This is a genomic window from Streptomyces sp. NPDC001530 (genome assembly GCF_042894545.1).
Classification (GTDB): domain Bacteria; phylum Actinomycetota; class Actinomycetes; order Streptomycetales; family Streptomycetaceae; genus Streptomyces.
The window spans coordinates 113,343-134,144 of the sequence record NZ_JBIAVS010000027.1 but is presented as its reverse complement, the minus strand read 5'-3'; the positions used below and the strand labels follow the sequence as shown (position 1 = coordinate 134,144).

19 protein-coding genes and 3 pseudogenes are annotated in these 20,802 nt (G+C 70.6%); 9 read left to right on the top strand and 13 right to left on the bottom strand.

Annotated features, from left to right (window positions below):
* Positions 1–1,957: pseudogene (locus ACFY0T_RS41865) on the bottom strand (glycoside hydrolase); the annotation flags it as partial.
* Positions 1,958–2,091: 134 nt separating this feature from the next.
* On the opposite strand from ACFY0T_RS41865, the pseudogene ACFY0T_RS41860 reads away from it, so the two are divergent.
* Positions 2,092–2,394 (top strand): annotated as a pseudogene (locus tag ACFY0T_RS41860) (hypothetical protein); the annotation flags it as partial.
* A gap of 32 nt (positions 2,395–2,426) precedes the next feature.
* On the opposite strand, the gene ACFY0T_RS41855 reads toward ACFY0T_RS41860, so the two are convergent.
* Positions 2,427–2,675: a hypothetical protein gene (locus ACFY0T_RS41855; RefSeq protein WP_388883448.1), complete on the bottom strand. Its 249-nt coding sequence runs from the start codon at positions 2,673–2,675 to the stop codon at positions 2,427–2,429.
* A gap of 315 nt (positions 2,676–2,990) precedes the next feature.
* Here ACFY0T_RS41855 and ACFY0T_RS41850 point away from each other — a divergent pair, with 315 nt between their 5' ends.
* Entirely contained in the window at positions 2,991–3,623 is a 633-nt protein-coding gene (locus ACFY0T_RS41850) for a hypothetical protein (RefSeq protein WP_388883438.1), read from the top strand.
* 247 nt (positions 3,624–3,870) lie between these two features.
* On the opposite strand, the gene ACFY0T_RS41845 is transcribed toward ACFY0T_RS41850, so the two are convergent.
* Positions 3,871–4,899, bottom strand: coding sequence for an NADPH:quinone oxidoreductase family protein (locus ACFY0T_RS41845; protein WP_388883436.1), 1,029 nt, complete (start codon positions 4,897–4,899; stop codon positions 3,871–3,873).
* A 2-nt stretch (positions 4,900–4,901) separates the two neighbouring features.
* A complete protein-coding gene (locus ACFY0T_RS41840; protein ID WP_388883434.1) occupies positions 4,902–5,591 on the bottom strand; it encodes an alpha/beta fold hydrolase in 690 nt (229 codons plus the stop codon).
* Positions 5,592–5,800: 209 nt separating this feature from the next.
* Between ACFY0T_RS41840 and ACFY0T_RS41835 the strand changes: the two genes are divergently transcribed.
* Entirely contained in the window at positions 5,801–6,733 is a 933-nt protein-coding gene (locus tag ACFY0T_RS41835; RefSeq protein WP_388883432.1) for an AraC family transcriptional regulator, read from the top strand.
* A 6-nt stretch (positions 6,734–6,739) separates the two neighbouring features.
* On the opposite strand, the gene ACFY0T_RS41830 is transcribed toward ACFY0T_RS41835, so the two are convergent.
* The 3 genes and pseudogenes from ACFY0T_RS41830 to abc-f form a co-directional block, all read right to left on the bottom strand.
* Positions 6,740–7,303 (bottom strand): CGNR zinc finger domain-containing protein, encoded by a 564-nt coding sequence (locus ACFY0T_RS41830; RefSeq protein ID WP_388883430.1) that lies wholly within the window; start codon positions 7,301–7,303, stop codon positions 6,740–6,742.
* 42 nt (positions 7,304–7,345) lie between these two features.
* Positions 7,346–9,035 (bottom strand): annotated as a pseudogene (locus ACFY0T_RS41825) (ABC-F family ATP-binding cassette domain-containing protein).
* 79 nt (positions 9,036–9,114) lie between these two features.
* Positions 9,115–10,749, bottom strand: a complete 1,635-nt coding sequence (gene abc-f, locus ACFY0T_RS41820; protein WP_388883428.1) for a ribosomal protection-like ABC-F family protein — start codon at positions 10,747–10,749, stop codon at positions 9,115–9,117.
* A gap of 373 nt (positions 10,750–11,122) precedes the next feature.
* On the opposite strand from abc-f, the gene ACFY0T_RS41815 reads away from it, so the two are divergent.
* The 4 genes from ACFY0T_RS41815 to ACFY0T_RS41800 all read left to right on the top strand — a co-directional run bounded on the left by ACFY0T_RS41815 (position 11,123) and on the right by ACFY0T_RS41800 (position 15,014).
* Entirely contained in the window at positions 11,123–11,845 is a 723-nt protein-coding gene (locus tag ACFY0T_RS41815) for a molybdopterin-dependent oxidoreductase (RefSeq protein WP_388883426.1), read from the top strand.
* The gene (locus ACFY0T_RS41810) at positions 11,793–12,491 is read left to right on the top strand and encodes a cytochrome b/b6 domain-containing protein (protein ID WP_388883424.1); all 699 of its coding nucleotides are present in this window, start codon (positions 11,793–11,795) and stop codon (positions 12,489–12,491) included. Before ACFY0T_RS41815 ends, ACFY0T_RS41810 begins: the two co-directional genes overlap by 53 nt.
* Positions 12,492–12,756: 265 nt before the next feature.
* Positions 12,757–14,376 (top strand): tannase/feruloyl esterase family alpha/beta hydrolase, encoded by a 1,620-nt coding sequence (locus ACFY0T_RS41805; protein ID WP_388883422.1) that lies wholly within the window; start codon positions 12,757–12,759, stop codon positions 14,374–14,376.
* Between the two features lie 44 nt (positions 14,377–14,420).
* Complete coding sequence (locus ACFY0T_RS41800) at positions 14,421–15,014, top strand: DUF308 domain-containing protein (protein ID WP_388883420.1); 594 nt, start codon at positions 14,421–14,423, stop codon at positions 15,012–15,014.
* On the opposite strand, the gene ACFY0T_RS41795 is transcribed toward ACFY0T_RS41800, so the two are convergent.
* From ACFY0T_RS41795 to ACFY0T_RS41780, 4 genes are all read right to left on the bottom strand, one after another.
* Positions 14,927–16,309, bottom strand: coding sequence for a cytochrome P450 (locus ACFY0T_RS41795; protein WP_388883418.1), 1,383 nt, complete (start codon positions 16,307–16,309; stop codon positions 14,927–14,929). The two genes, ACFY0T_RS41800 and ACFY0T_RS41795, sit on opposite strands and share 88 nt — an antisense overlap.
* Before the next feature lie 90 nt (positions 16,310–16,399).
* Positions 16,400–17,254 carry a Bax inhibitor-1/YccA family protein gene (locus ACFY0T_RS41790; protein ID WP_388883416.1) on the bottom strand — a complete coding sequence of 285 codons (855 nt, stop codon included), beginning with the start codon at positions 17,252–17,254 and terminating at the stop codon, positions 16,400–16,402.
* Between the two features lie 181 nt (positions 17,255–17,435).
* A complete protein-coding gene (locus tag ACFY0T_RS41785) occupies positions 17,436–17,903 on the bottom strand; it encodes an SsgA family sporulation/cell division regulator (RefSeq protein ID WP_388883415.1) in 468 nt (155 codons plus the stop codon).
* Positions 17,904–18,065: 162 nt separating this feature from the next.
* Positions 18,066–18,230 (bottom strand): hypothetical protein, encoded by a 165-nt coding sequence (locus ACFY0T_RS41780; protein WP_388883413.1) that lies wholly within the window; start codon positions 18,228–18,230, stop codon positions 18,066–18,068.
* A 298-nt stretch (positions 18,231–18,528) separates the two neighbouring features.
* On the opposite strand from ACFY0T_RS41780, the gene ACFY0T_RS41775 reads away from it, so the two are divergent.
* Positions 18,529–18,756 (top strand): dienelactone hydrolase family protein, encoded by a 228-nt coding sequence (locus tag ACFY0T_RS41775; RefSeq protein WP_388883446.1) that lies wholly within the window; start codon positions 18,529–18,531, stop codon positions 18,754–18,756.
* A 467-nt stretch (positions 18,757–19,223) separates the two neighbouring features.
* Positions 19,224–19,508, top strand: a complete 285-nt coding sequence (locus tag ACFY0T_RS41770) for a hypothetical protein (RefSeq protein ID WP_388883411.1) — start codon at positions 19,224–19,226, stop codon at positions 19,506–19,508.
* A gap of 17 nt (positions 19,509–19,525) precedes the next feature.
* On the opposite strand, the gene ACFY0T_RS41765 is transcribed toward ACFY0T_RS41770, so the two are convergent.
* Entirely contained in the window at positions 19,526–19,915 is a 390-nt protein-coding gene (locus tag ACFY0T_RS41765) for a DUF2255 family protein (protein WP_388883409.1), read from the bottom strand.
* Positions 19,912–20,787, bottom strand: coding sequence for a helix-turn-helix domain-containing protein (locus ACFY0T_RS41760; RefSeq protein WP_388883407.1), 876 nt, complete (start codon positions 20,785–20,787; stop codon positions 19,912–19,914). Before ACFY0T_RS41760 ends, ACFY0T_RS41765 begins: the two co-directional genes overlap by 4 nt.
* Positions 20,788–20,802: the final 15 nt, after the last annotated feature.

The window sequence follows — 20,802 nt, the reverse complement described above, 5'->3', positions numbered from 1 at the left end:
CGGTGACGTTGGCCGCACCGTGGCCGTCCTCGTCGACGCTGGAGGCCTCGGCGGGGGCGTGCAGGGCGAGGTCGGTGCCGGGGCGGGCGCTGTCGAACACCGACAGCGTCCACAGCGAACTGCCCCAGCTGGTGGCCCGGGTCAGACAGCGGATGCGGACGTGGCGGGCGCGCCGGTCGCCGAGCCGGACGGTCTGGGTGCAGGCGTCGGAGGAGGGCGTGAACTTCAGCGGGGTGTCGTACTCGTAGCCGAACTGCCGTATGCCGAACCGGGTGGTGCGGCGGTCACTCTCGGCGCCGCCGGTCCGGGCGACCAGGGTCAGGTCGTGCAGCGTGGGCTCGCCCAGGCCGTTGGGCCACCACAGCTCGGGGTTCTTCACCCGTAGGGCGCCGAACGCGGCAGGGGTGAAGATGACATCGATGTCCTCGCCGGCCCGGACGGTCACCGTGCGCGAGACGCGGACGTCGCCGAACGAGGCGGAGACGGTGGCCTCGTGGTCGGCGGAGTCGGCGTTGCGCACCGGGACGGTCAGGGTGAGTTCGGCGACCGACAGGTCCGGAAGCGCGGGCAGCACGGTGTCCACGCGCGGATCGCCGATCACGATGTGGCCGGTCGATCTCAGCCGTACGTGGTTCCAGATACCGGCTCCGCGGTCGCGGACGGCCGGCATCCAGTCCCATCCCGAAGAAGCAAGGTACGTCGGCGAGTTGAGGTTCATCGTGTTGGCACCGGCGTCCACCCAGGCCTCGCCCGCCGGGCCCTTGTCGCCGGGGCTGCCGGGCACCGGCATGGGGGAGATCCGTACGGCGAGCGCGTTGCCGCCCCTCGTGTCCAGGAGGTCGGTGATGTCGTGGGCGGAGCGGGCGAAGGGGAACGTCACCTCGCCCACTCCGTGTCCGTTGAGCCAGATCTCGGCCTTGTGGTTGACCCCGTCGAAGTCCAGCCAGATGTGCCGCCCCTGGCCGGTGCGCAGGCCGCGGGGCAGGTCGAAGTCCCGCCGGTACCACCAGGAGTGCCGGGACAGCGCCTCGGGGATACGCAGGTTGTTCAGTCCCGCGACCGGGTCGGGCAGCTTGCCCTGGTCGACCAGGGAGCCCAGGACGGTGCCGGGTACGGTCGCGGGCAGCCAGCGGCTGGTGTCCACGCCGGTCCGCGACAGGGCCGCGCCGTCGCCGTCCGCCCAGTCGTCCAGGGTGAGGGTCCAGCCCGATTCCAGCGGCACCGTGCCGGCGGCGGCGACGGTGAGCCGGGGGGTGTCGTCGTGGTGGGTGCCCCAGTCGGTCCAGCCGGTGGCCTTCGGGCGGTGGCCCGGGGCGGTGCCGTACACCTCGAAACCGTTGAGGCCGAGGGGGTGGGGGCTGGACCGTCGGTGGGCCGTCATCCGTACCCAGCGGGCCGTGACGGGCCTCGGCAGCGGGATGTCCACCACGCCGCCGGTGCCGGCCGTGGTGCGGTGGACGCCGGTCCATGAGTCGTGGTCACGGGACGTCTCGACGACGAACTCCGTCGCGTAGCTGGAGAGGACCTCCCTGCCCGTGGTGCCCTGGCGCGGGTTGCCGCCGGCAGGCGGGGTGAACACCGGGTCGCTCGCGTCGGCCTCGAAGGTCAGCCGGATCCGGTCGAGACGGCAGTCCGCCTCGAGATCGACCTCGATCCACTGCGGGTCGCCCGCCTCGGCGCGCCATCCGGTGCCGCGCACACCCTGCGCCGGCAGCGCGTCCACCACGAACTCGGCGGGGGCGGGCGCGTAGGCCTGCGAGGAGACCCGGACCGGGCGGTGGGCGGCGATCTCACGCGGTGCGGCGGAGCCGGTGCCGCTCACACTCGTGGATCGATCGACGGCGTCGGCCGCCGGTGCGAACACCGTGCCGAGGGCAAACCCGGCCAGCAGCGTCGAGCCGGTCGCGACGACGGTGCGCCGGGAGGGGTGGTGCGACGGACATGACTGATCGGCCATGGGATGGCGTCCAATCACCGGGCGGGAACCGGGTACGGAGCGGCTCCCGTGATCTGACAACGTTGCCATAGGTTGTTGCGGCAGACACTTCCCTGTCAAGGGCCTGACAATGACAAAGAAACGTGTGAACGGTGATGACATCTCTTGACGACGGTGCCACGCCGATGACCCCGCACGTGCGGGCCGCTGACCCGCCTTCGCCGCACTGCTGCTCTCCAGCCATCTGCGGCTGGTGGGCGAGCCGCTGCGTCCGGCGGTGTGGGAGACCAGTCATCGGAGTCACCTACAACGACCCCGTGTCAGGTGTCGAAAGCACCGAGGTGGTGCACGACGCCCTGGTGGCGAGGCCCTTCCTGCGCCAGTTGTCTCCCGAGCACCGTGCCGTGCTGGTCCACATATATCTGTGCGACCGCAGCATTCAGGAAACCGCCGGCATCCTCGGAGTGCTGGCCGGCACCGTGAAGAGCCGTCACCACAACGCCCTGCGCAAGCTGCGGAGCGTGGTGCGACCAGAGGCCGCCCAGAAGCCGGTCGAGTGGAGACACATCTCCAGCGCTGAGGTCAGTTGGCGTCGGAACGTCTCGCCGCGGGGGTCGTGGCCGATGGAGCGGACGAGCTCCGGCAGCAGGTACTGCTCGGCGACGATCCACTCGGCGGCTGCCGCGCGTCCGCCGAACTCCTGGGGCCGGACCCCTGGTCTCGGCGACGGCGGGACCATGGTGCAGGGGGGCGTACCTGTTCGCATTCCTCCGCGTCGTCCAGGACGAGCAGCAGCCGACGCCCACCCAGCGGACTGCGGTAGGCGGCGGCGAGTGCGGCGGCGCTCGAGTGTGAACGGTCGAGGTCACGTCACCTGTCAAGGCGGTTACTCGATGGAGTGACAGGGCAGGATGCGCCACGGCACGGTGGATCACGATGTGGTGACATGTCGCTGGGGGCTCGACCACATGTGCAGTGGGAACGAGGATGTGTTTGTCGGTGACGGAACAGCCGAAGATGACAAAGGTGTCTCCCTGCGGAGAGGAGGATTCCCATGTACGCCCTGGTCCCTGACGATCCCGTGTTCTTCGCGAAGTTCCAGAGTCTGGAGGAACCGCTTCTCCGCCAGCTCCACCGCCTGCACAGCGCGGGCCTGGAGTCCGACGACGAGCAGGTCATCCTGGATGCCTACGACAGCTGGGTGCAGGTGCTGCTGAAGCTGCCGCTGTGGTCCCAGTGGCACATCGAGGACGCCTCCGCCGGCCCCGCTCCGGCCGAGCGGCCCCAGTACACCCTGTACAGCGTGCGCGGCGACCAGTTGACGAGTCTGTACCCCATCGAGCTGACCGCGGTCGACCTCGGCCACCTGACGGCCTGCCTCGACCTGTTCGGCGAGGCCGACGACAACGCCCGGAGTGCGGTGCTGGGGCAGGTGTGTGCCGAACCGCCGGATCGGGAAGAGAGCCTGACCAATGTGTTCCGACGCGTCATGGAGGTGCTGCTGCTGCCGCCCCCGCAGGGCCTTCTGGGCACACTGCGGCATGTCGTGCCACAAGGGCCCGTCGTCTCCGTGACCCTACCGGCCGAGCAGGAGGCGGAGTACCGGCACTTCTGCGAGGAGATCGTGACCATTCTCAGCTCGGGCGACACATTCGCCTACCGGAGCCACCGAGCCATGTATTTCTGAGACACCTCGGTGAACCTTTCGGCCCGCTGGTGCGTTCTCCAGATGGAAGGCTTTGCCGTCGGACACGCGGGCGGCGGAGCCATGACGGGGCAATCGGAATCCAGCCACGCCCTCGTGGTCCGTTCCCGTCCCCGCACTGGCGGCCGAGTCCCCCCTCGGGCCGCCAGTGCGCCTTTCGTGAACCACTGGCGTCGTACGGCCCGCTTCCGCATCCCTGTGACGGGAGCGGGCCGTACACGTGTCGCCGTTACCCCGCCACCCGGACCACCGACTTGCCCGGGCCGGGAGCCCCTTGCCCGGCGATCATGTCGGGCACGCCGATGAACGAGTGCACCGTCCCCACCGGGGTCGTGATCGTCCGCTCCGCGGCCAGACGTGTGAGCCGGCTCCACACGGCGGCCTCGACGTCCGGGTCCTCGTCGGGGCCTGCCAGCACGCCCACCGCCGAGTAGTTGCGCAGCAGCATGTCGGCCGAGTCCAGTGGCACGGTCGTCCCGGCGGCGAGCCCGATCACGGCGATCCGGCCGCCCCGCGCGATGCTCTTGAGGGCGGTGGCGGCCGTCTCGCCGCCGACCGGATCGTAGATCAGGTCCACCCCGCGTCCGCCGGTGATCTCTGTGACGCGCGCGGTCAGATCCTCCGTCCGGTGATCGACGACGTGGTCCGCACCGTGCCGTGCGCAGAACTCCGTCTTGGACCGGCCGCCCGCCACGGCGATCACGGTGGCGCCCAGCGCCTTGCCCAACTGCACCGCCGCGGCGCCGCTGCTCCCGGCGGCGCCGAGCACGAGCAGAGTCTGGCCAGGCTCGACGGGAGCGCGCTCGACCAGGCCGGCGTAGGCGGTCCGGAAGGCGATCGGGAACCCGCCCGCCTCCTCGTCCGTCATGCCCGCGGGGACCCGGACGGCCGACACCTCACGCACATACGTGTACTGCGCGTATCCGCCCCACCCTTCCAAGAACCCGGTGATACCCGTGACCCGGTCGCCGGGCGCGAACCGTGAGCCCGGCGGTACGGCGACGACCTCCCCGGTGGCCTCCTCGCCCAGCCCGAAGGGGGGATCGCCGAGCAGCGGGAAGCGCCCCGTGGCCATCAGCAGGTCGGGGAATCCGGCACCCGCCGCCCGCACCCGGATCAGCACCTGACCGGGTTTCGGCTCCTCCCAGGTCATGTCCTTCAGCCGGACCGCCTCGCGCGGTGTGCCGAAGCGCTCCACGCGCCAGGCCCTTCCCGAGAACATCCGCTCCTCCTGAACGGAGACAGGGGAATCCGCCATGGTCAGCGGTCCGCGTCCGTCGTGATCAGCCGGGCCAGTTCCGCAGGCACGGACAGGAAGGGCGAGTGGCCGGCCGCGATCCGGTACGACCGCTCCGAGCGGGCCGCCATCTGCTCCTGAAACCCGGGATCCACCGCCCGGTCCTGCTCGCAGACGATGTACGTGGCAGGCACGGTCTTCCAGGCGGCCGTGGTCAGGGGCTCGCTGAAGGACTTCACGGACTGCAGCACCAGCCGGTCTACGGACTGCCGTGCCACGTCGTCCGGGACGTCCGCGTACAGGTGGTTCCCGGGGTCCTCATGGGCCGGCAGGGTGCCCGTCTCGCCGCTGGGCAGCGCGCCGCCGCTCAGCCCCGAGAGGGACTCCCCCTTCTCCAGCTGGAACGCGGAGAGGTAGATCAGACGGGACACGTGGGGAGCGGCGCCGGCTTCGGTCACGGGCAGTCCGCCGTAGGAGTGCGCGAGGACCGTCACCGGCCCGTCGAGGCCGGCCAGCTTCTCGCGGATGACGCGGGCGTCGTCGTACATCCCGGCGGTGTTGTCGGGGTCGGCCGACGCGCTCGGCAGGTCGATGGTCTCCACCCGCCAGCCGAGCGCGGTGAGTTCGGGAGCCAGCAGCTCCCAGCACCAGGAGCCGTGCCAGGCACCGTGGACGAGCAGGATGACGGGTTCGGTGTGTGCTGCGCTGGTCATGTGGGGCAGGACTTTCTCGAAGGGAAACATGGCCGAGGGGACCGAGCGGCAGACGTGTGCTTCTGATGAGTGGTCACGCGTGAGGAGACATATGTCCCGCTCGTCCCCTAGTCAGGCTAGAGAGTGTGACGAGGGGCAGCCATGTTCGGGCGTCCGGAGTACTTGTGTGAGCGTACGCTGAGGGCTGCAGGTTCTGGAAAGGAAGCCGCGTGGACCCTTTGGAAGACGTCCTCGCGCTGCTGGACACCCGCGGTCACCTCTCCGCCGGCCTGGTGGCGGGCGGCGACTGGGCCGTGGGCTTCCCGCCGCCGCCAGGTGTGAAGTTCAACGCTGTGCGGCGCGGAAGGTGTCTGCTGGAGGTCGAGGGGATGCCGGAGCCCATTGCGCTGTCGGAGGGCGACTGTTTCCTTCTGACCCGCGGACGCGGCTTCACGCTCCGCAGTGGTCCGCAAGTGCCGGCTGTCGCGGCGGGTCCCCTCTTCGCGCGGGCCGATGCGGGGGTGGCCCGCGCGGGCCACGGCGACGAGGTGCACCTCCTGGGCGGTCGCTTCTCCTTCGGCGCGCGGGCCCAGGAACTGCTGCTGGACGGCCTTCCGCCGGTCATCCATCTGCCGGCCGACACGGACCGGGCACAGACGGTGCGCTGGGTGCTCGACGCGATCGACGAGGAGCTGCGGCACCGGCGGATGGGAGCCACCCTGGTCGCTGAGCACCTCGCGATCGTCCTGCTCGTGCACGTTCTGCGCTCGCATCTGGCGAGCGAGGCAGGCACCGGCCCCGGCTGGCTCGCGGGCCTGGCCGACCCCGCGGTCGCCGCGGCGCTGGCCTGCGTACACCGGGACCCGGCACACCCGTGGACCGTCGCCGAACTGGCCCGGGCGGGATCGGTCTCCCGTACCGTGTTCGCCACGCGGTTCAAGAAGGCGGTAGGCCAGGGGCCGCACGAGTACCTCACGGCGTGGCGGATCGAGCTCGCGGCCAAGCACCTGCGCAAAGGGCAGGAGACCGTCGCCGCCATCGCACACGCGGTCGGCTACGGCTCGGACAGCGCCCTGAGCGCGGCGTTCAAACGCATCATGGGAACGTCACCCCGGGACTACCGGGAACGGCCGGAGTCCGCGGAGACGGCGCAGATGCACTGACAGGGGTCAGCGTGCGGGCACGGCCGGCGCGGTCTTCTTGCGTGCGCGGTACGCGGCGGCCTTGATCTTGTTGCCGCAGGACTCCATGCCGCACCACTGGCGCCGCATGCCCCGGGAGCGGTCGATGTAGACCCGGGTGCACTCGGGGTTGCCGCATTCCTTCATCAAGGGGACGTCCGGGCCGCTCAGCAGCTCCACGGCCTGCCGGGCGACGGTCGCCAGTGCCTGCTCCGGCGTCGCCTCGGTGTGACGTCCGGCCAGGGTGAGCTGCGGCGTCACGGGGGGCTTGCGCGCGGCGGCGTTGACCACGGCGAGCGCTTCGCGGTCGAACTCCTCGCCGAGACGGCGGTCCGTGACGAGCCGGTAGATGGCCTCGCGCACGGTCGTCGCCGCCCGGACGTCGTCCTCCTCGCCGGGAGTGATCGTGTCCACCAGCCCGGACTCCAGGTACCAGGCATTCAGCCGCTCCGGCGTCACGAACATCTCGAACCGGGTCGAGCGCCGGGCCCGGAGGGTGGCCGCGAAGTCGAGAGCCGGGTGCCCGCATACGAATACATGGTCAAGATTCACATCACCATCTTGACAGGTGACTCCTGTCGGGCGCAAGGAGCGTCACCGTTCCAGACGGTTCTCCCTGGTGACAGCGTGCTCGAGATCGTACGACACCTCCTCCCGTCGGCCGCCTCCCGGTTCCAGGCGGAGTTCGCGGCCCTGCCACCGTCGGCGCAGCCAGCGGTCGTGGCTGGCCACGACGATCGCGCCGGGGCCAGGACCCAGTGCGGCCTCCAGTTCGTCGCACAGGGCGGGGGAGAGGTGGTTGGTGGGCTCGTCGAGCAGCAGCAGCTGGGGCGGGCGGGCCACGAGGAGGGCCAGCGCCAGGCGCCGGCGCTGCCCCACGGACAGTTGTCCGACCGGCTTGTCCAGGTCCGCCTCGTACATCAGACCCAGGGAGCTCAGCGGCACCTTTTCCGCCCGCTGCGCGCCCAGCGACAGCTCGTAGCTGTCCCGGACCGTGCGGTCGGGCCGCTCGAACACGGTGTCCTGGGTGAGCAGCCCCACCGTCAGCCTGCGCCGCCGGTGCACCTCGCCCTCGGCCGGGAGACGTCCGGCGAGCACGGCGAGCAGCGTGGACTTGCCCGCCCCGTTGCCGCCCGTGATCAGCAGCCGGTCCGTCGCCGACACCTCCAGGCCGTCCAGCGCGAGCCGGCCGGGCACCCGCACGTCGTGCAGGGACACCAGCGGCCGCGGGCCCTCCTCGGTACGCGCGGCCAGTTCCCCGGCCGCGAACCGCAGGGGGCGCGGCGGCTCGGCGACCTGGGTGCGCTCCAGTTCCTCCAGCCGCCGAGTGGCGTTGCGGACCCGGCGGGAGATCTGGTTCTGCACCCGGCCGGCCCGGTGGCCGTAGCCCATCTTCTCGTTGTCGGTGCGGCCCCGGTCCGGCGCGACCCGGTGCGCGGTCACCCCCGCCGCGTGCCGCAACTCCGTCAGTTCCTCCTGTTCCTCGGCGTACCGCCGCTCCCAGCGCTCCCGCTCGGCGCGCTTCACCGACAGATAGGCGCTGTAGTTGCCGCCGTAGCGGACCGGGCCGTCCGCCGCCGGGTCGAGGTCGATCAGGTCGGTGCAGACGGCGTCGAGGAACGCCCGGTCGTGGCTGGCGACGACCATGGTTCCGGGCAGGCCGCGAACCTGCTCCTCCACGAAGGCGGCGGCGCGGTCGTCGAGGTGGTTGGTCGGCTCGTCCAGCAGCAGCGCCGGCGGCCGCCGGACGAGCAGGGCGGCCAGGGCCAGCCGGCCGCGCTGCCCGCCGGAGAGCGAACCGAGCGTGCGGTCGGGCCCGAACGCGCCGAGGCCCAGGCCGTCCAGCACCAAGGCGGCGCGTCGGTCGGCGTCCCAGGACTCCCGGTCCTGGGCCTGCTCGAGGCGCCTTCCGTAGGCGTCGAGGAGCTCCTGGTGGCCGGGGTCATCCTCCGGGACGCGGGCGAGTTCCTCGCCGAGCCGGTCCAGCTCGGCGAGGTCCTCGCGAGCCTCGCGCAGCGCCTCGTCCAGCACCGCGGCGATGGTCGCCGGCGTCGTACGGCATCTCCTGGTGGAGGAAGCCGAGGTCGCCCGGGCGGGTGACGCTTCCCGCGTCGGGTTCGTCCACGCCGGCGAGCACGCGCAGCAGGGTGGACTTGCCGACGCCGTTCTCCCCGATCAGGCCGATGCGGTGGCCGGGGGAGGCGGTCAGGGAGATGCCGTCGAGGACACGTCGGCCGCCCAGGTTGCGGACGAGGTCGTGGGCGAGCAGAGCGGGCTGGGGCATGGGGAACCGTCCGACGTGATCGGTGTTCGGCCCGCGGGGCGTGCTGCCTCGGACGCGGGCCACTGCACACGTCGGCGGATCACACCGCGGGGGCTCCCGTCTCCGTGAGCGTTCCGTCGGTCAGCCGCAGCCACCGGTTCACGCCGATCTCGGCGAGGAACCGCTCGTCGTGGCTGACCACCATGAAGGCGCCCTGGTAGGAGTTGAGCGCGCTCTCCAGCTGGCCCGCGCTGACCAGGTCGAGGTTGTTGGTCGGCTCGTCGAGCAGCAGCAGATGCGGGGCCGGTTCCGCGCACAGCACGCAGGCCAGGGTGGCGCGCAGCCGTTCGCCGCCGGAGAGCACGCCGACGGGCAGGTGTGCCCGCGCGCCGCGGAAGAGGAAGCGGGCGAGCAGGTTCATCCGTTCCGCCTCGGGCCTCTCGGGGGCGAACGCGGCGAAGTTCTCCGCCACGGTGCGGTCCAGGTCCAGCAGGTCCAGGCGCTGCGAGAGGTAGGCGATCCGGCCGTCGTTGCGCTTGATCTCCCCGCCGTCCGGGGCGAGTTCGCCGGTGATCAGACGCATCAGGGTGGTCTTTCCTGCGCCGTTGGGACCGGTCAGCGCGATGCGCTCGGGGCCCCGGACGGTCAGGTCGACGCCGTCCGCGGCGAACACGGCCTTGTCCCCGAGGCGGACCTGCATCCCCTCGCCGAGGAAGAGGTTGCGCCCGGCGGGCACCTGGGTGTCGGGCAGGTCCAGGGTGATGCGCTGCTCGTCGCGCAGGGCGCGTCCGGCCTCGTCGAGGCGGGCCTTGGCCTCGCTGACCCGGGACGCGTGCATCTGGCCGGCCCGGCCCGCGGACTCCTGCGCGCCGCGCTTCATGTTGCCGGCGAAGATCTTGGGCAGGCCGGCGTTCTTGAGGTTGCGGGAGGCGTTACTCATGCGGCGCTCGGCGCGTTCGCGGGCCTGCTGCATCTCCCGCTTCTCCCGCTTCAGCTCCTGCTCGGCGTTGCGGACGTTCTTCTCGGCGACCTCCTGCTCGGCGCGCACGGCCTCCTCGTACTCGGTGAAGTTGCCGCCATAGAAGCGCAGTTCGTCGCTGCCGAGCTCGGCGATGCGTTCCATGCGGTCGAGCAGTGCGCGGTCGTGGCTGACCAGCAGCAGACAGCCGGTGAAGTCCGTCAGCACGTCGTAGAGCTTGTGCCGGGCCTCCAGGTCGAGGTTGTTGGTGGGCTCGTCGAGCAGCAGCACGTCGGGGCGCCTGAGCAGCTGGGCGGCGAGGCCGAGCGAGACGACCTGGCCGCCGCTGAGCGTGCTCAGGCTGCGGTCCAGGGTGAGGTCGGCGAGGCCCAGGCGGTCGAGCTGGGCGCGGGTGCGCTCCTCGATGTCCCAGTCGTCGCCGATGGTGGTGAAGTGCTCCTCGCTGACGTCCCCCGACTCCACGGCGTCCAGGGCCCGGATCACCGCGGCGACGCCGAGCACCTCGGCGACTGTGAGGTTGCCGGTCAGGGGCAGGCTCTGCGGAAGGTAGCCGAGCGTGCCGCCGACGGACACCGAACCGGTGGCGGGCTTCAGTTCGCCGGCGATCAGTTTGAGCAGGGTGCTCTTGCCGGCGCCGTTGGGGGCGACCAGGCCCGTGCGGCCGGTGGTCACGGTGAAGGACAGGTCGTGGAAGACCGGGGTGTCGTCGGGCCAGGCGAAGGAGAGGTTCGAGCAGACGATGGCGGCGTCGGACATGAAGGCGACCTCGAGCGGTTTGAGGGCGGAGAACAGAGCTCTGCCCTGGGCAGACGTGGAGAAAGGGGTACGACGAGACGGACCACCTCGGCGGCGCTCCTGAGCGCCGGCCGGTGGCCGTCAGATCCGGGTCTCACCCGGAGATGTCGTCTTCACCCACCACGTCTGCGACTCCTCGATACACGGTCTACGTCGCTCACAGGTTAACAGCCGTCGTCTTCGTCCGTTCACGGTGTGCCTCATACGTGTGTCGTCGTGCCGTCAACGGCTTCTTGTTGACAGCTCCGAGACCCTCATGCAAGCATCGTCACCAGTTGAACCGGTGACTATGCTGTAGAGGTAGAGCTCACACGTGTCCGAAGGAGCACACACCATGGCAAAAAAGCCGAAGCCGGGGGCCGGGGGCGCACCGGTGGGGCGGCGGGCGATGCTGGGCATGCTCGGCGCGGGCGCCGCGGGGCTCGCCGCCGCGCCCTGTCTCCAGCGTGGCTGGGAGGGATTCCTCGCCGCCGCCTCGCAGGTCGACGCCACGGGGCTGACCGGTCTGCTGCCCAATCCGGGCGGCTTCCGGTACTACAGCGTCGTCGGCTCGGTGCCGCACAAGGACGAGACGAACTACGAACTCACGGTCGGCGGACTGGTGGAGCGGCCGAAGACCTACACGCTCGACGCGTTGCGCGCGATGCCGCAGACCCGGGTCGTCCACGACGTCGTGTGCACCGACGGATGGCGCGTGGAGAAGACGCCTTTCGAGGGGGTGAAGCTGGCGGACATCCTCGACGACGCCGGGGTGCGTTCCGCGGGCGCGGCGATCCGCTTCACCTGCTTCGACGGCGCCTACAGCGAGAGCCTCACGCTGGAACAGGCGCGCCGCTCGGACGTCCTGGTGGCGCTGAACATGCAGGACAAGCCCATCACCCACGCGCACGGCGGCCCGGTCCGCCTCTACGTGGCTCCCATGTACTTCTACAAGTCGGCCAAGTGGCTGTCCGGCATCTCGGTCACCGACAAGGTCGTCCCCGGCTACTGGGAGGAGCGCGGTTATGCGGTCGACGGCTGGCTCGACGGCGCCGACCGGCACAGCGACGCGGCCTGAACACGACGGCCGGGTCCGCCGCTTCAGCACCGCCGAGCGCATGGTCCACCGGGCCACGGGCTACCTGATGCTGCTGTGCCTGGTCTCCGCCGCATGCCTCTACCTTGGGCCGCTGGCCCAGCTCGTCGGACGGCGGAACCTGATGGTCACGCTCCACGAGTGGTCCGGCATCTCGCTGCCCCTGCCCTTCCTGCTGGGGCTCTTCTCTCCCTCCTTCCGCGCGGACCTGCGCAGGCTGAACCGCTTCGCGGTGTACGACCGGCAGTGGCTGCGCGCCGTCCGCCGGCGCCGGACCTCGCCCGAGGCCCGCCCGGCCGGCAAGTTCAACGCGGGGCAGAAGCTCTACGCGGGCTGGATCGCCGGCGCCGTGCTGGTGATGATGTTCACCGGCCTGCTGATGTGGTTCATGGGGCTGCTGCCCTTCATCTCCCGCACCAGTGCGATCTTCGTCCACGACATTCTGGCCTGGGCGATCACCATCGTCGTGCTCGGGCACCTGCGCAAGGCGTTCGAGGATCCCGAGGCGAGGCTGGGGATGCGCACCGGATACGTCAGCCGGTCGTGGGCGCAGCGGTACCACTCGCGGTGGCTGAAGGAGGAGCGGGCGAGTGACGTGTCCGAGGCGGAGCGGCGGACCGTCGAATGACCTAACACGTCCGGCACGGGGCTCGGCCGGGGCTCCTGGGTGTGGACCGTCAACTGACTGTTGTCGGGATATGTGGCACGTGGCCAGAGTGGGACCGGGTCGAGGGCGGGCCGGGCCGGTTGCCGGAATTCGGCTCACCCTCTTCCGTCACCGCCTTAACCGGTGATAGCGTCTGGATCGATCTTCGGTGTGGCGTGCACATGTGATGTCGCGGCCAGGCACACAGCTCCTTCTTGCGCACACCTACTTCTTGGATGGGAAAGCAATGAGACGACTTCTGACTGTCCTCGCGGCAAGTGTGCCGCTGGCTGCGGCGGTGTATCTGCCGACCGCCTCGGCGGAGCCCGAGAACGGTTCCGCCTCCGAGCCGTTCGCCTGCTCGGCGCCGTCCGTGAAGGCACCGGCCGGCACCGAGGTGGAGTCTGTGACGGCGGTCCGCCAGGCGGGCGGCACCGTCGCCGGTACCGGGGTCCTGGGCGGTACGGTCTCCGGCGTCCCGGCCTTCTGCGAGGTGACGGTCACCCTCACCCACCCGGGCGACGGCGACCACGCCAAGGTGCGGACCTGGCTGCCCGTCAGCGGCTGGAACGGCCGTTTCCAGGGGCTCGGCGGCGCCGCCTACCTGGCCGGCGACAACGGCGTCGCTCTGGGCACCGCGGTCAAGAACGGCTACGCCGCCGTCAGCACCGACGCCGGTGTCGGCGACGCCCTGGACACCAGCTGGGCGCTGAACAGCGAGGGCCAGGTCAACACCGCGCTGCTGAAGAACTTCGCCTCCCGCTCCCAGCACGAGGCGGCGGTCGTGGGCAAGGCGGTCGTCGACGGGGTCTACGGCAAGGGTCCCGCCTACTCCTACTTCACCGGCTGCTCCACCGGCGGACGCCAGGGCTACATGGAGGCCCAGCGCTACCCCGACGACTACGACGGCATCCTCGCCGACGCTCCCGCCGTCAACTGGGACGAGTTCGAGGTCGCCACCCTGTGGCCGCAGGTGGTTATGAACAACGAGAAGACCTTCCCGTCGAAGTGTGAGTTCGACGCCTTCACCAACGCCGCCGTAAAGGCCTGCGACTCCCTCGACGGCGTCAAGGACGGCCTGGTCAACGACCCGTCTCGCTGCGACTTCGACCCGCGCCGGCTGATCGGCACCAAGGTCGTGTGCGACGGCAAGGAGCTGACCATCACGGCGGCCGACGCGACCGTCGTACGCAAGATTTGGGACGGTCCGCGCACCGCCTCCGGCAAGAAGCTGTGGTACGGCGTTCCGATCGGGGCCGACCTGTGGGCTCTGGCCGGCAGCACCGGTCCCGACGCCGACGGAAACGTCGCGGGTACGCCGTTCCCGGTGCCTGCCGACTGGGTCAAGCTCTGGGTGGCGAAGGATCCTTCCCTCGACATCTCGAAGATCACCTACAGCCAGTTCACGAAGCTGTTCAAGCAGTCCCAGGCCGAGTACGACAAGGTCATCGGCACCGACGACCCGGACCTGTCGGCCTTCCGCAAGTCCGGCGGCAAGCTGCTGAGCTGGCACGGCCTGGCGGACGAGTACGTCCCCACCCAGGGCACCGTGGAGTACCGCGAGCGGGTCGAGCGGGAGCTGGGCGGAACCAAGCGGGTCGACGACTTCTACCGTCTCTTCCTCGCTCCGGGTACCAACCACTGCGGTCTCAACGGCCTTGACGGCTCGGCCGACGGCCTTGCGGCTCTGACCGCCTGGGTCGAGCACGGCAAGGCTCCCAAGACCCTGCCCGCCACCCTGATCAACGCCTCCCAGCAGAGCGTCACCCGTGACCTGTGCAGCTACCCGCAGGTGTCCAGCTACAAGGGCGACGGCGACCCGGCCGTCGCCTCCAGCTTCCGGTGCGTCTCCCCGTCCCGGCACTGACCGGGCCGGCGACCACCCCCTGACCTGAGAAAGGCCGAACCCACATGAGCACGCAGACATCGACGCCGGCGAATCCGGCGGCCGCCACGGGCGAGCGCTCCTCTCTGCTGAGGCTGTACCTGGGCCGCGGTGTCCTGGCCGTGGCGTGGGCCCTGGCGTTCGCCGGAGCCCACGAGGACGTCGACGCAGTGGCGATCACGCTGCTGGTCGTCTACCCGCTGATCGACGCGGTGTCCTCGCTGATCGACTACCGGGCCCTGACCGACGGGTCGGAGCGCCGGGTCACGGCGTTCAACGGGGTGCTGAGCACGCTCGCCGCCATCGCGGTCGGTATCGCCGGGGCCGGTGGCGTGGCGCCGGTGCTCCATGTGTTCGGCGCCTGGGCCGTCATATCCGGTGCCGCCCAGGTGGCCGTCGGGCTCAAGCGGCGCGGCCCCGAACTGGGCAAGCAGTGGCCGATGCTGATCGCGGGCGGACTGTCCTTCCTCGTCGGCATCTTCTACAACATCCAGGCCGCGGGCGACGATCCCTCGCTCGACGTGCTGTCGGTCTACGCCACGGGCGGCGGGGTGTTCTTCATCGTCCAGGCGGGCCTGCTGGGCTGGAAGGCCCGCCAGCTGCGCACGCGGACCGTCTGACGGCCGTACCCCTTCTGTTCCGTCCCGGCCCGCGCCTTCACGGCGCGGGCCGGGACGTTTCTCGCGTCAGCCGACGCGGTAGCGCACCGGAAGGGACAGCACGCCGCGGATGATGCCGGAGCCGATCCACTCCAAGGAGTCCGCCGGGGCGGCGAGTTCCAGTTCGGGAACGCGGGAGAGCAGCGTGCGCAGGCGATGGTGGTCTCCAGGCGGGCGAGCGGGGCGCCCAGGCAGTAGTGGATGCCATGCCCGAAGGCCAGATGACGGGCGCCCGGCCGGGTCACGTCGAGAGCGGCGGGGTCGTCGTCCTCCGCCTGCGGGGCGTCGCGCCCTGCCGCACCGAGAGCGACGACGATCATGCTGCCCCGGGGGATCGGCAGCCCGCCCAGTTCGATGTCCTGCGCCGCGTAGCGGCTGGTGGAGCGCTCGACGGAGGTGTCGTAGCGCAGGAACTCCTCCACCGCGCCGGGCATCAGCTCGGGCCGCTCGCGCAACAGCCGTAGCTGGTCGGGGTGTTGCAGCAGGGTCAGTACGGCGTTGCCCAGCAGGTTCACGGTGCTCTCGTGACCGGCGACGACCAGCATCATGGCCGTGCCCACGAGTTCCTCCTCGGTCAGCCCGCCGTCCTCCTCGTCGCGTAGGGCGACCAGGGCGGACAGGTCGTCCTGGGGGCGGCGGCGTTTGTCCGCGACCAGATCGGCCAGCAGCCCGTGCAGACCGGCCAGCGCCGGGCGGTGCTCGGGCGAGGCCACCCGGAGCGCATGGGCCGACCAGCGGCGGAAGTCCAGATGGTGCTCCTCGGGGATGCCGAGGAGTTCGGCGATGACCGTGGCGGGCAGCGGGGCGTTGAACGCCTCGACGAGGTCGGCCTCGCCCGCCGGCGGCAGCGCGTCGATCAGGTCGTGCGCGATCTGCTCGATGCGCGGCGCCAGTTCGGCCGTACGGCATGGGGTGAAGGCGGCCGAGGCCAGTCGGCGCAGCCGGGTGTGCTCGGGCGGGTCGGCCTCCATCATCTGCGCGCCGAGCCCGACCGAGGGTTTGTTCAGGACGTAGCCGGCGGCGGCCAGGGCATCGGCGGCGGGCGTGGCGTCCTTGAGCAGGGCGGGGTGGGTCAGCGCCTCCCGGGCCAGGTCGTGGCCGACGATCACCCAGCCCTTCAGGCCGAGGTGGAACTCGGCCGGATGGATGGGCCCGAACTCCCGCAGCCGGGCGTACCGCGCGGGGGCGTCCGCCTTGAAGGCGGGATCGATGACCACCCGGCCGTCCTGGTACGGGCACTCCTCGTGGGGGCTCATGGTGTGTCTCTTCCCTTCTGACGGTCCCGAAGGGTCCGGACACGTCTGAGGGGCATGCGCGGTGCGCATGCCCCTCAGACGTCGGAGAACTCAGTTGTCACTGTTGAAGATGGTCAGCACGCGCAGCACCTCCAGGTAGATCCACACCAGCGTCATGGTGAGACCGAAGGCGGCCAGCCACGCCTCCTCGCGCGGGGCACCGTAGGCGACGGCGTCCTCGACCTGCTTGAAGTCCAGGGCGAGGAAGGCCGCGCCGAGCAGGATGCCGATGACGCCGAAGAGGATGCCGAGGCCGCCGCTGTCAAAGCCGAGGCCGTTGCCCGCGCCGAAGGCGGAGAAGAGGAGGTCGGCGACCAGCAGGAGCAGGAAGCCGGTTGCGGCGGCGGCGACGAACCCGGTGAACCTCTGGGTCACGCGGATCCAGCGCATCCGGTACGCGACGAGCACACCCGCGGACACCGCGAAGGTGCCGAGCACCGCCTGTACGACCACACCCGGCGCGACGTAGGTCGAGATCGTGCTGGAGAGCACGCCGAGGAAGACACCCTCGAACGCCGCGTAGCCGAGGATCAGCGCCGGGGACGGTGTCCGCCTGAAGGCCTGGACCAGCGACAGGACGAAGGCGACGAGGGCCGCGCCCATCGCGATGCCGTAGGACCGGCCGATGTTCGCCTCGTCGACGGGCAGCAGGAGCCAGGACAGCACCGCCGTCAGGGCCACGGTGCCGAGTGTCGTGGCGGTGCGGACGATGACGTCGTCCATCGTCACCGCGGTCCCAACGGTCCGGGGGGAGGTGCCGGCGCCGGGGGCGTAGGGGGTGGTCGCGTAGCCGTCCGTCGGCCGGCTTCCGACCGCGGCACCCACCGGTCGGGGTGCGTACGCGTCGGCCGGGCCGGCGTCACGGGCGGCGCCCCAGCGGGAAAAGATCGGGTTGCTGGTCCTCACGTCATTCCTCCTCGTCCGCCGCACACTCGCGGCCTGTGGCAAAGCGTTGTCATCGGGCGCCCGGGACGGCATACGTGTGGCACTGGCCATGTACCGGGCCGACGACGGCAACCCTGTGCGTCACCACTCTGGCAGGTGACGCGATGGGAAGCAAGTCACCCGTGCGTGGACTCGGTGGCGGTCATTCGGACGGTGCTCCCGGGCTGTCGAGCAACTCCACGAGGAAGTCGTCCCAGTTCAGACCATCCATCTCCGCCTCGGCCGAGGTGACCCGGTAGGTCGCGTCGAGCCACTCCGCCAGCGGTGCGACGGGCACCTCGAACAGGGCCTCCACCTCCTGCGATTCAAGAAGCAGCCAGGACGAGGGCCGCTCCCTGGGCAGCGCCGGCCACATCCGTACGTCGCCGCAGCCGCTCATCGACGTCAAGCCGTGATGCAGGAGCTCGCGGCCGATGCGCCAGATGAGACTCGGACCTCGTTCCGCCAGGAACTCGACCGTGATCACCGCGGGCATGTCCGCGTCGAAACGGAACTCCGCACGTATCGGCAGCGGGGTGAACTCGTCGAGCATCTGGTCGAGGTCCAGGAACAGCGGAGGCACAAGCTCGGGCGCCGAACGCGCCTGCAGGGGTGAGGGATCACGATGCATGACAGGAGTTCCCCTCCGTGGGACGACGTCTACGTCTACAACTCTTCGCCGGGAACAGAACCCGCACATCGGTCACTTGACGGTCAAAGGGCGGGCCCGGGTGGGGCAGCCGATGGAACATCGGCGCCGGTACGTGACGTAAGTCAATTGTCTGCCGCGGTATCAGGTCACGGGCGCGAGGTTGGGGCCCGTGGTGCCCAGCTGTTCGGTGGAAACGATCGGGGGCACCGGCCAGGTCACGTCCTTCGGCGGCCAGTTCTGCCCGGTTGGCTTCAGGAACTCGGCCGGCGGCTCGTACAGCGGTGGCTGGTTTCCGTCCGGGATCATCGAGGCCCACGCGAGGCCCTCGGTACGGGATCGCGTAGTGGAAGCGACCGGACGGGGCGACGTTCTTCTCCCGCAGGTACTCCGACATCGTCGCCATCAGCAGGGCGCCGTCCAGGCCGCGCGTCGTCCTTCAGGAGCTCGGCGTGGGCGAGGGAGGACTTCCACTCGCGCAGCGACAGCTCCGCGTGCTGCCACACCTCGTCGCTGAGCTTGGGCGAGCAGGTGCGGGCTGTGAGGCGCTTCGCGGTGGACCGCACCGCCGACGCCTGGCCGACCGGCTGGCGGCCTCCGGGACCGGATCACCGCCGAGCTGTACTTCGCACACGCCGACGACGACCCCTCGATGCCTCAGGAGCAGGTCAGCCGCCTGGAGAAGGCGCTCGCCGACGCGGGTGTCGAGCTCCGGTGCGAGGTCTACGAGGGCGCGCACCACGACTACACCCAGTCCGACACCGCCGCCTACAACCCCGCGACGGCCGAGCGGCACTGGACGGAGCTGCTGGCCCTCTTCGCCCGCGCCCTCTGAACAGCTCGACGAGCTGACCGACGGCGACACCTACGCCGAACGGCACGTCTTCCGCATCACCCTGAGGAACGGCACCACCCAGACCCGGGAGATCGCGATCTTCGGCACCCTCGCCGAGGACGGCCGCTTCCGGCATCTGAGCGAGACGGGTTTCGACGTCGAGCCCGCCCGGAACGTCTGAGCCACCCACGATCGGAGGACCACCATGCCCCGCCTCACCGACCCGGACCCCGCCTCGCTCCCGGACGAGGTCGCCGCGTTCCTCGGCAAGCTGCCGCCCGACCCGATGGTCAAGATGATGTCCCACTCGGCGGGCACCGTGAAGCCGTTCGTCGAGTTCGCCAGGACGCTGTTCACCGCGCTCGAACTGCCGGCCCACTCGCGCGAACTGGTGATCCTCACCGTCACCGCCCACGCCGACGGCACGTTCCGCGCGGCCCAGCACGACCCCATGGCACAGTCGGTCGGTGTCGACGGGCGGACCCGTCAGCTCGTCCGCGAGCGGCAGATCGACAGCCCCGAGCTCTCCGAGGCCGACCGCGCCCTCATCCGGTTCACCGCCGAGGTGGTGGCACCCACGCGTCTCCGACGAGGTCTTCGCCGAGGCTCGCCGGTTCCTCAGCGACCGCGAACTGGTCGAGTTGCTGCAAGTGGCCGGCTACTACTGGTCGTTCGGACGGATCGCCACCGGGCTGAACGTCGAGGTGACCAAGGTGTACGACGACGAACCGGTGCTCAGCACCGGCGCCTGACATCCGAGGCCGGCTCTTCAGAGGGGCGGGGTGGCGTCGGCACCCGGCGTGGGCGCCGGGTCGATACGGATCGTCGCGGCCCGCGCCTCCGCGCTCGCCACGAGGGCGTCGGCGGGCCGGCCGTACTTGCCGCGGAAGGCGGCTTCGATCTCGGCGGAGGGTTCGAGGTCGCCCGTCTCCAGGAGGACGTCACGGGTGACGGCACCCGCCTGGATCCGGCCGTGGCCGTGTTCCTGCGCCGCCCGGTACCAGCGGGAGCGGACACCCCGGTAGGCACGGACGTACAACTCGCCGTCGACGACCACCATGCCGATCTCCACACCCGGGTGAGAGCCGTCTCCGGCGGTCAGGACGAGGGAGTACGTCTCGGAGAGCAGGGCGAGGTCCTCGGACGTCCAGGTGGTCATCGGGCCAGATCCTCTGTGCGGTCCGTGCCGGGCTCCTCGGCGGTCCAGGAGGTGAGGATGCGCAGGGCGTCGTGGGAGGGGCTGTCGGTTTCGGCGGTCAGGACCATCAGACGTTGTCCGGAGCCGTCCGGGCTGGACCAGGTGTCGCAGTCGAGGGTGAGGTCGCCGACCAGGGGGTGGCGGTAGCGCTTGGTGTTGTATCCGGCGCTGTTGACGCGGTGTTCGGCCCACCAGGTGCGGAAGTCCGTGTCCCGGATGGTCAGTTCGCCCACGAGGCGGGCGAGGTCGGGATCGTCGGGGTCGGCCGCGGCCTCCATACGCAAAGCGGCGACGGCGTCGCGGGCGTCGTGCTCCCAGTCCTGGTGCAGGTTGCGGACCTCCGGGTTCGTGAACAGCAGGTGCAGGTAGTTGCGGCGGGCCGGCGGGAGGGACGAGAAGTCGGTGTAGAGGGCTGTGGCGGCTGGGTTCCACGTCAGGATGTCCAGGCGTTTGCCGAGGACGAGCGCGGGTGTCTGGTTGAGCTGGTCGAGCAGGCGGCGCATGGCGGGGCGTACGCGTTGGACGGGCCGGCGGCGGCGTGGGCGTGCGTCGGTTCGGCCGGCGAGCTCGTAGAGGTACTTCTGCTGGTCGTCGTCGAGGCGTAGGGCGCGGGCCAGGGTGGTGAGGACGGGGGCGGAGGCGCGGACGCGGCCCTGTTCGAGGCGGGTGTAGTAGTCCACGCTGATCGCGGCGAGCCGGGCGACCTCCTCGCGGCGCAGTCCCGTGACCTTGCGCGCGGAGTCCGTCTCGGGCAGGCCGCACTCGAGCGGATCCAGCTGCGCCCGACGGGCCCTGAGAAAGGCACCGAGGTGGGAGTCAGATGTCTGTTGCATGCTCTCCAGTGTCAT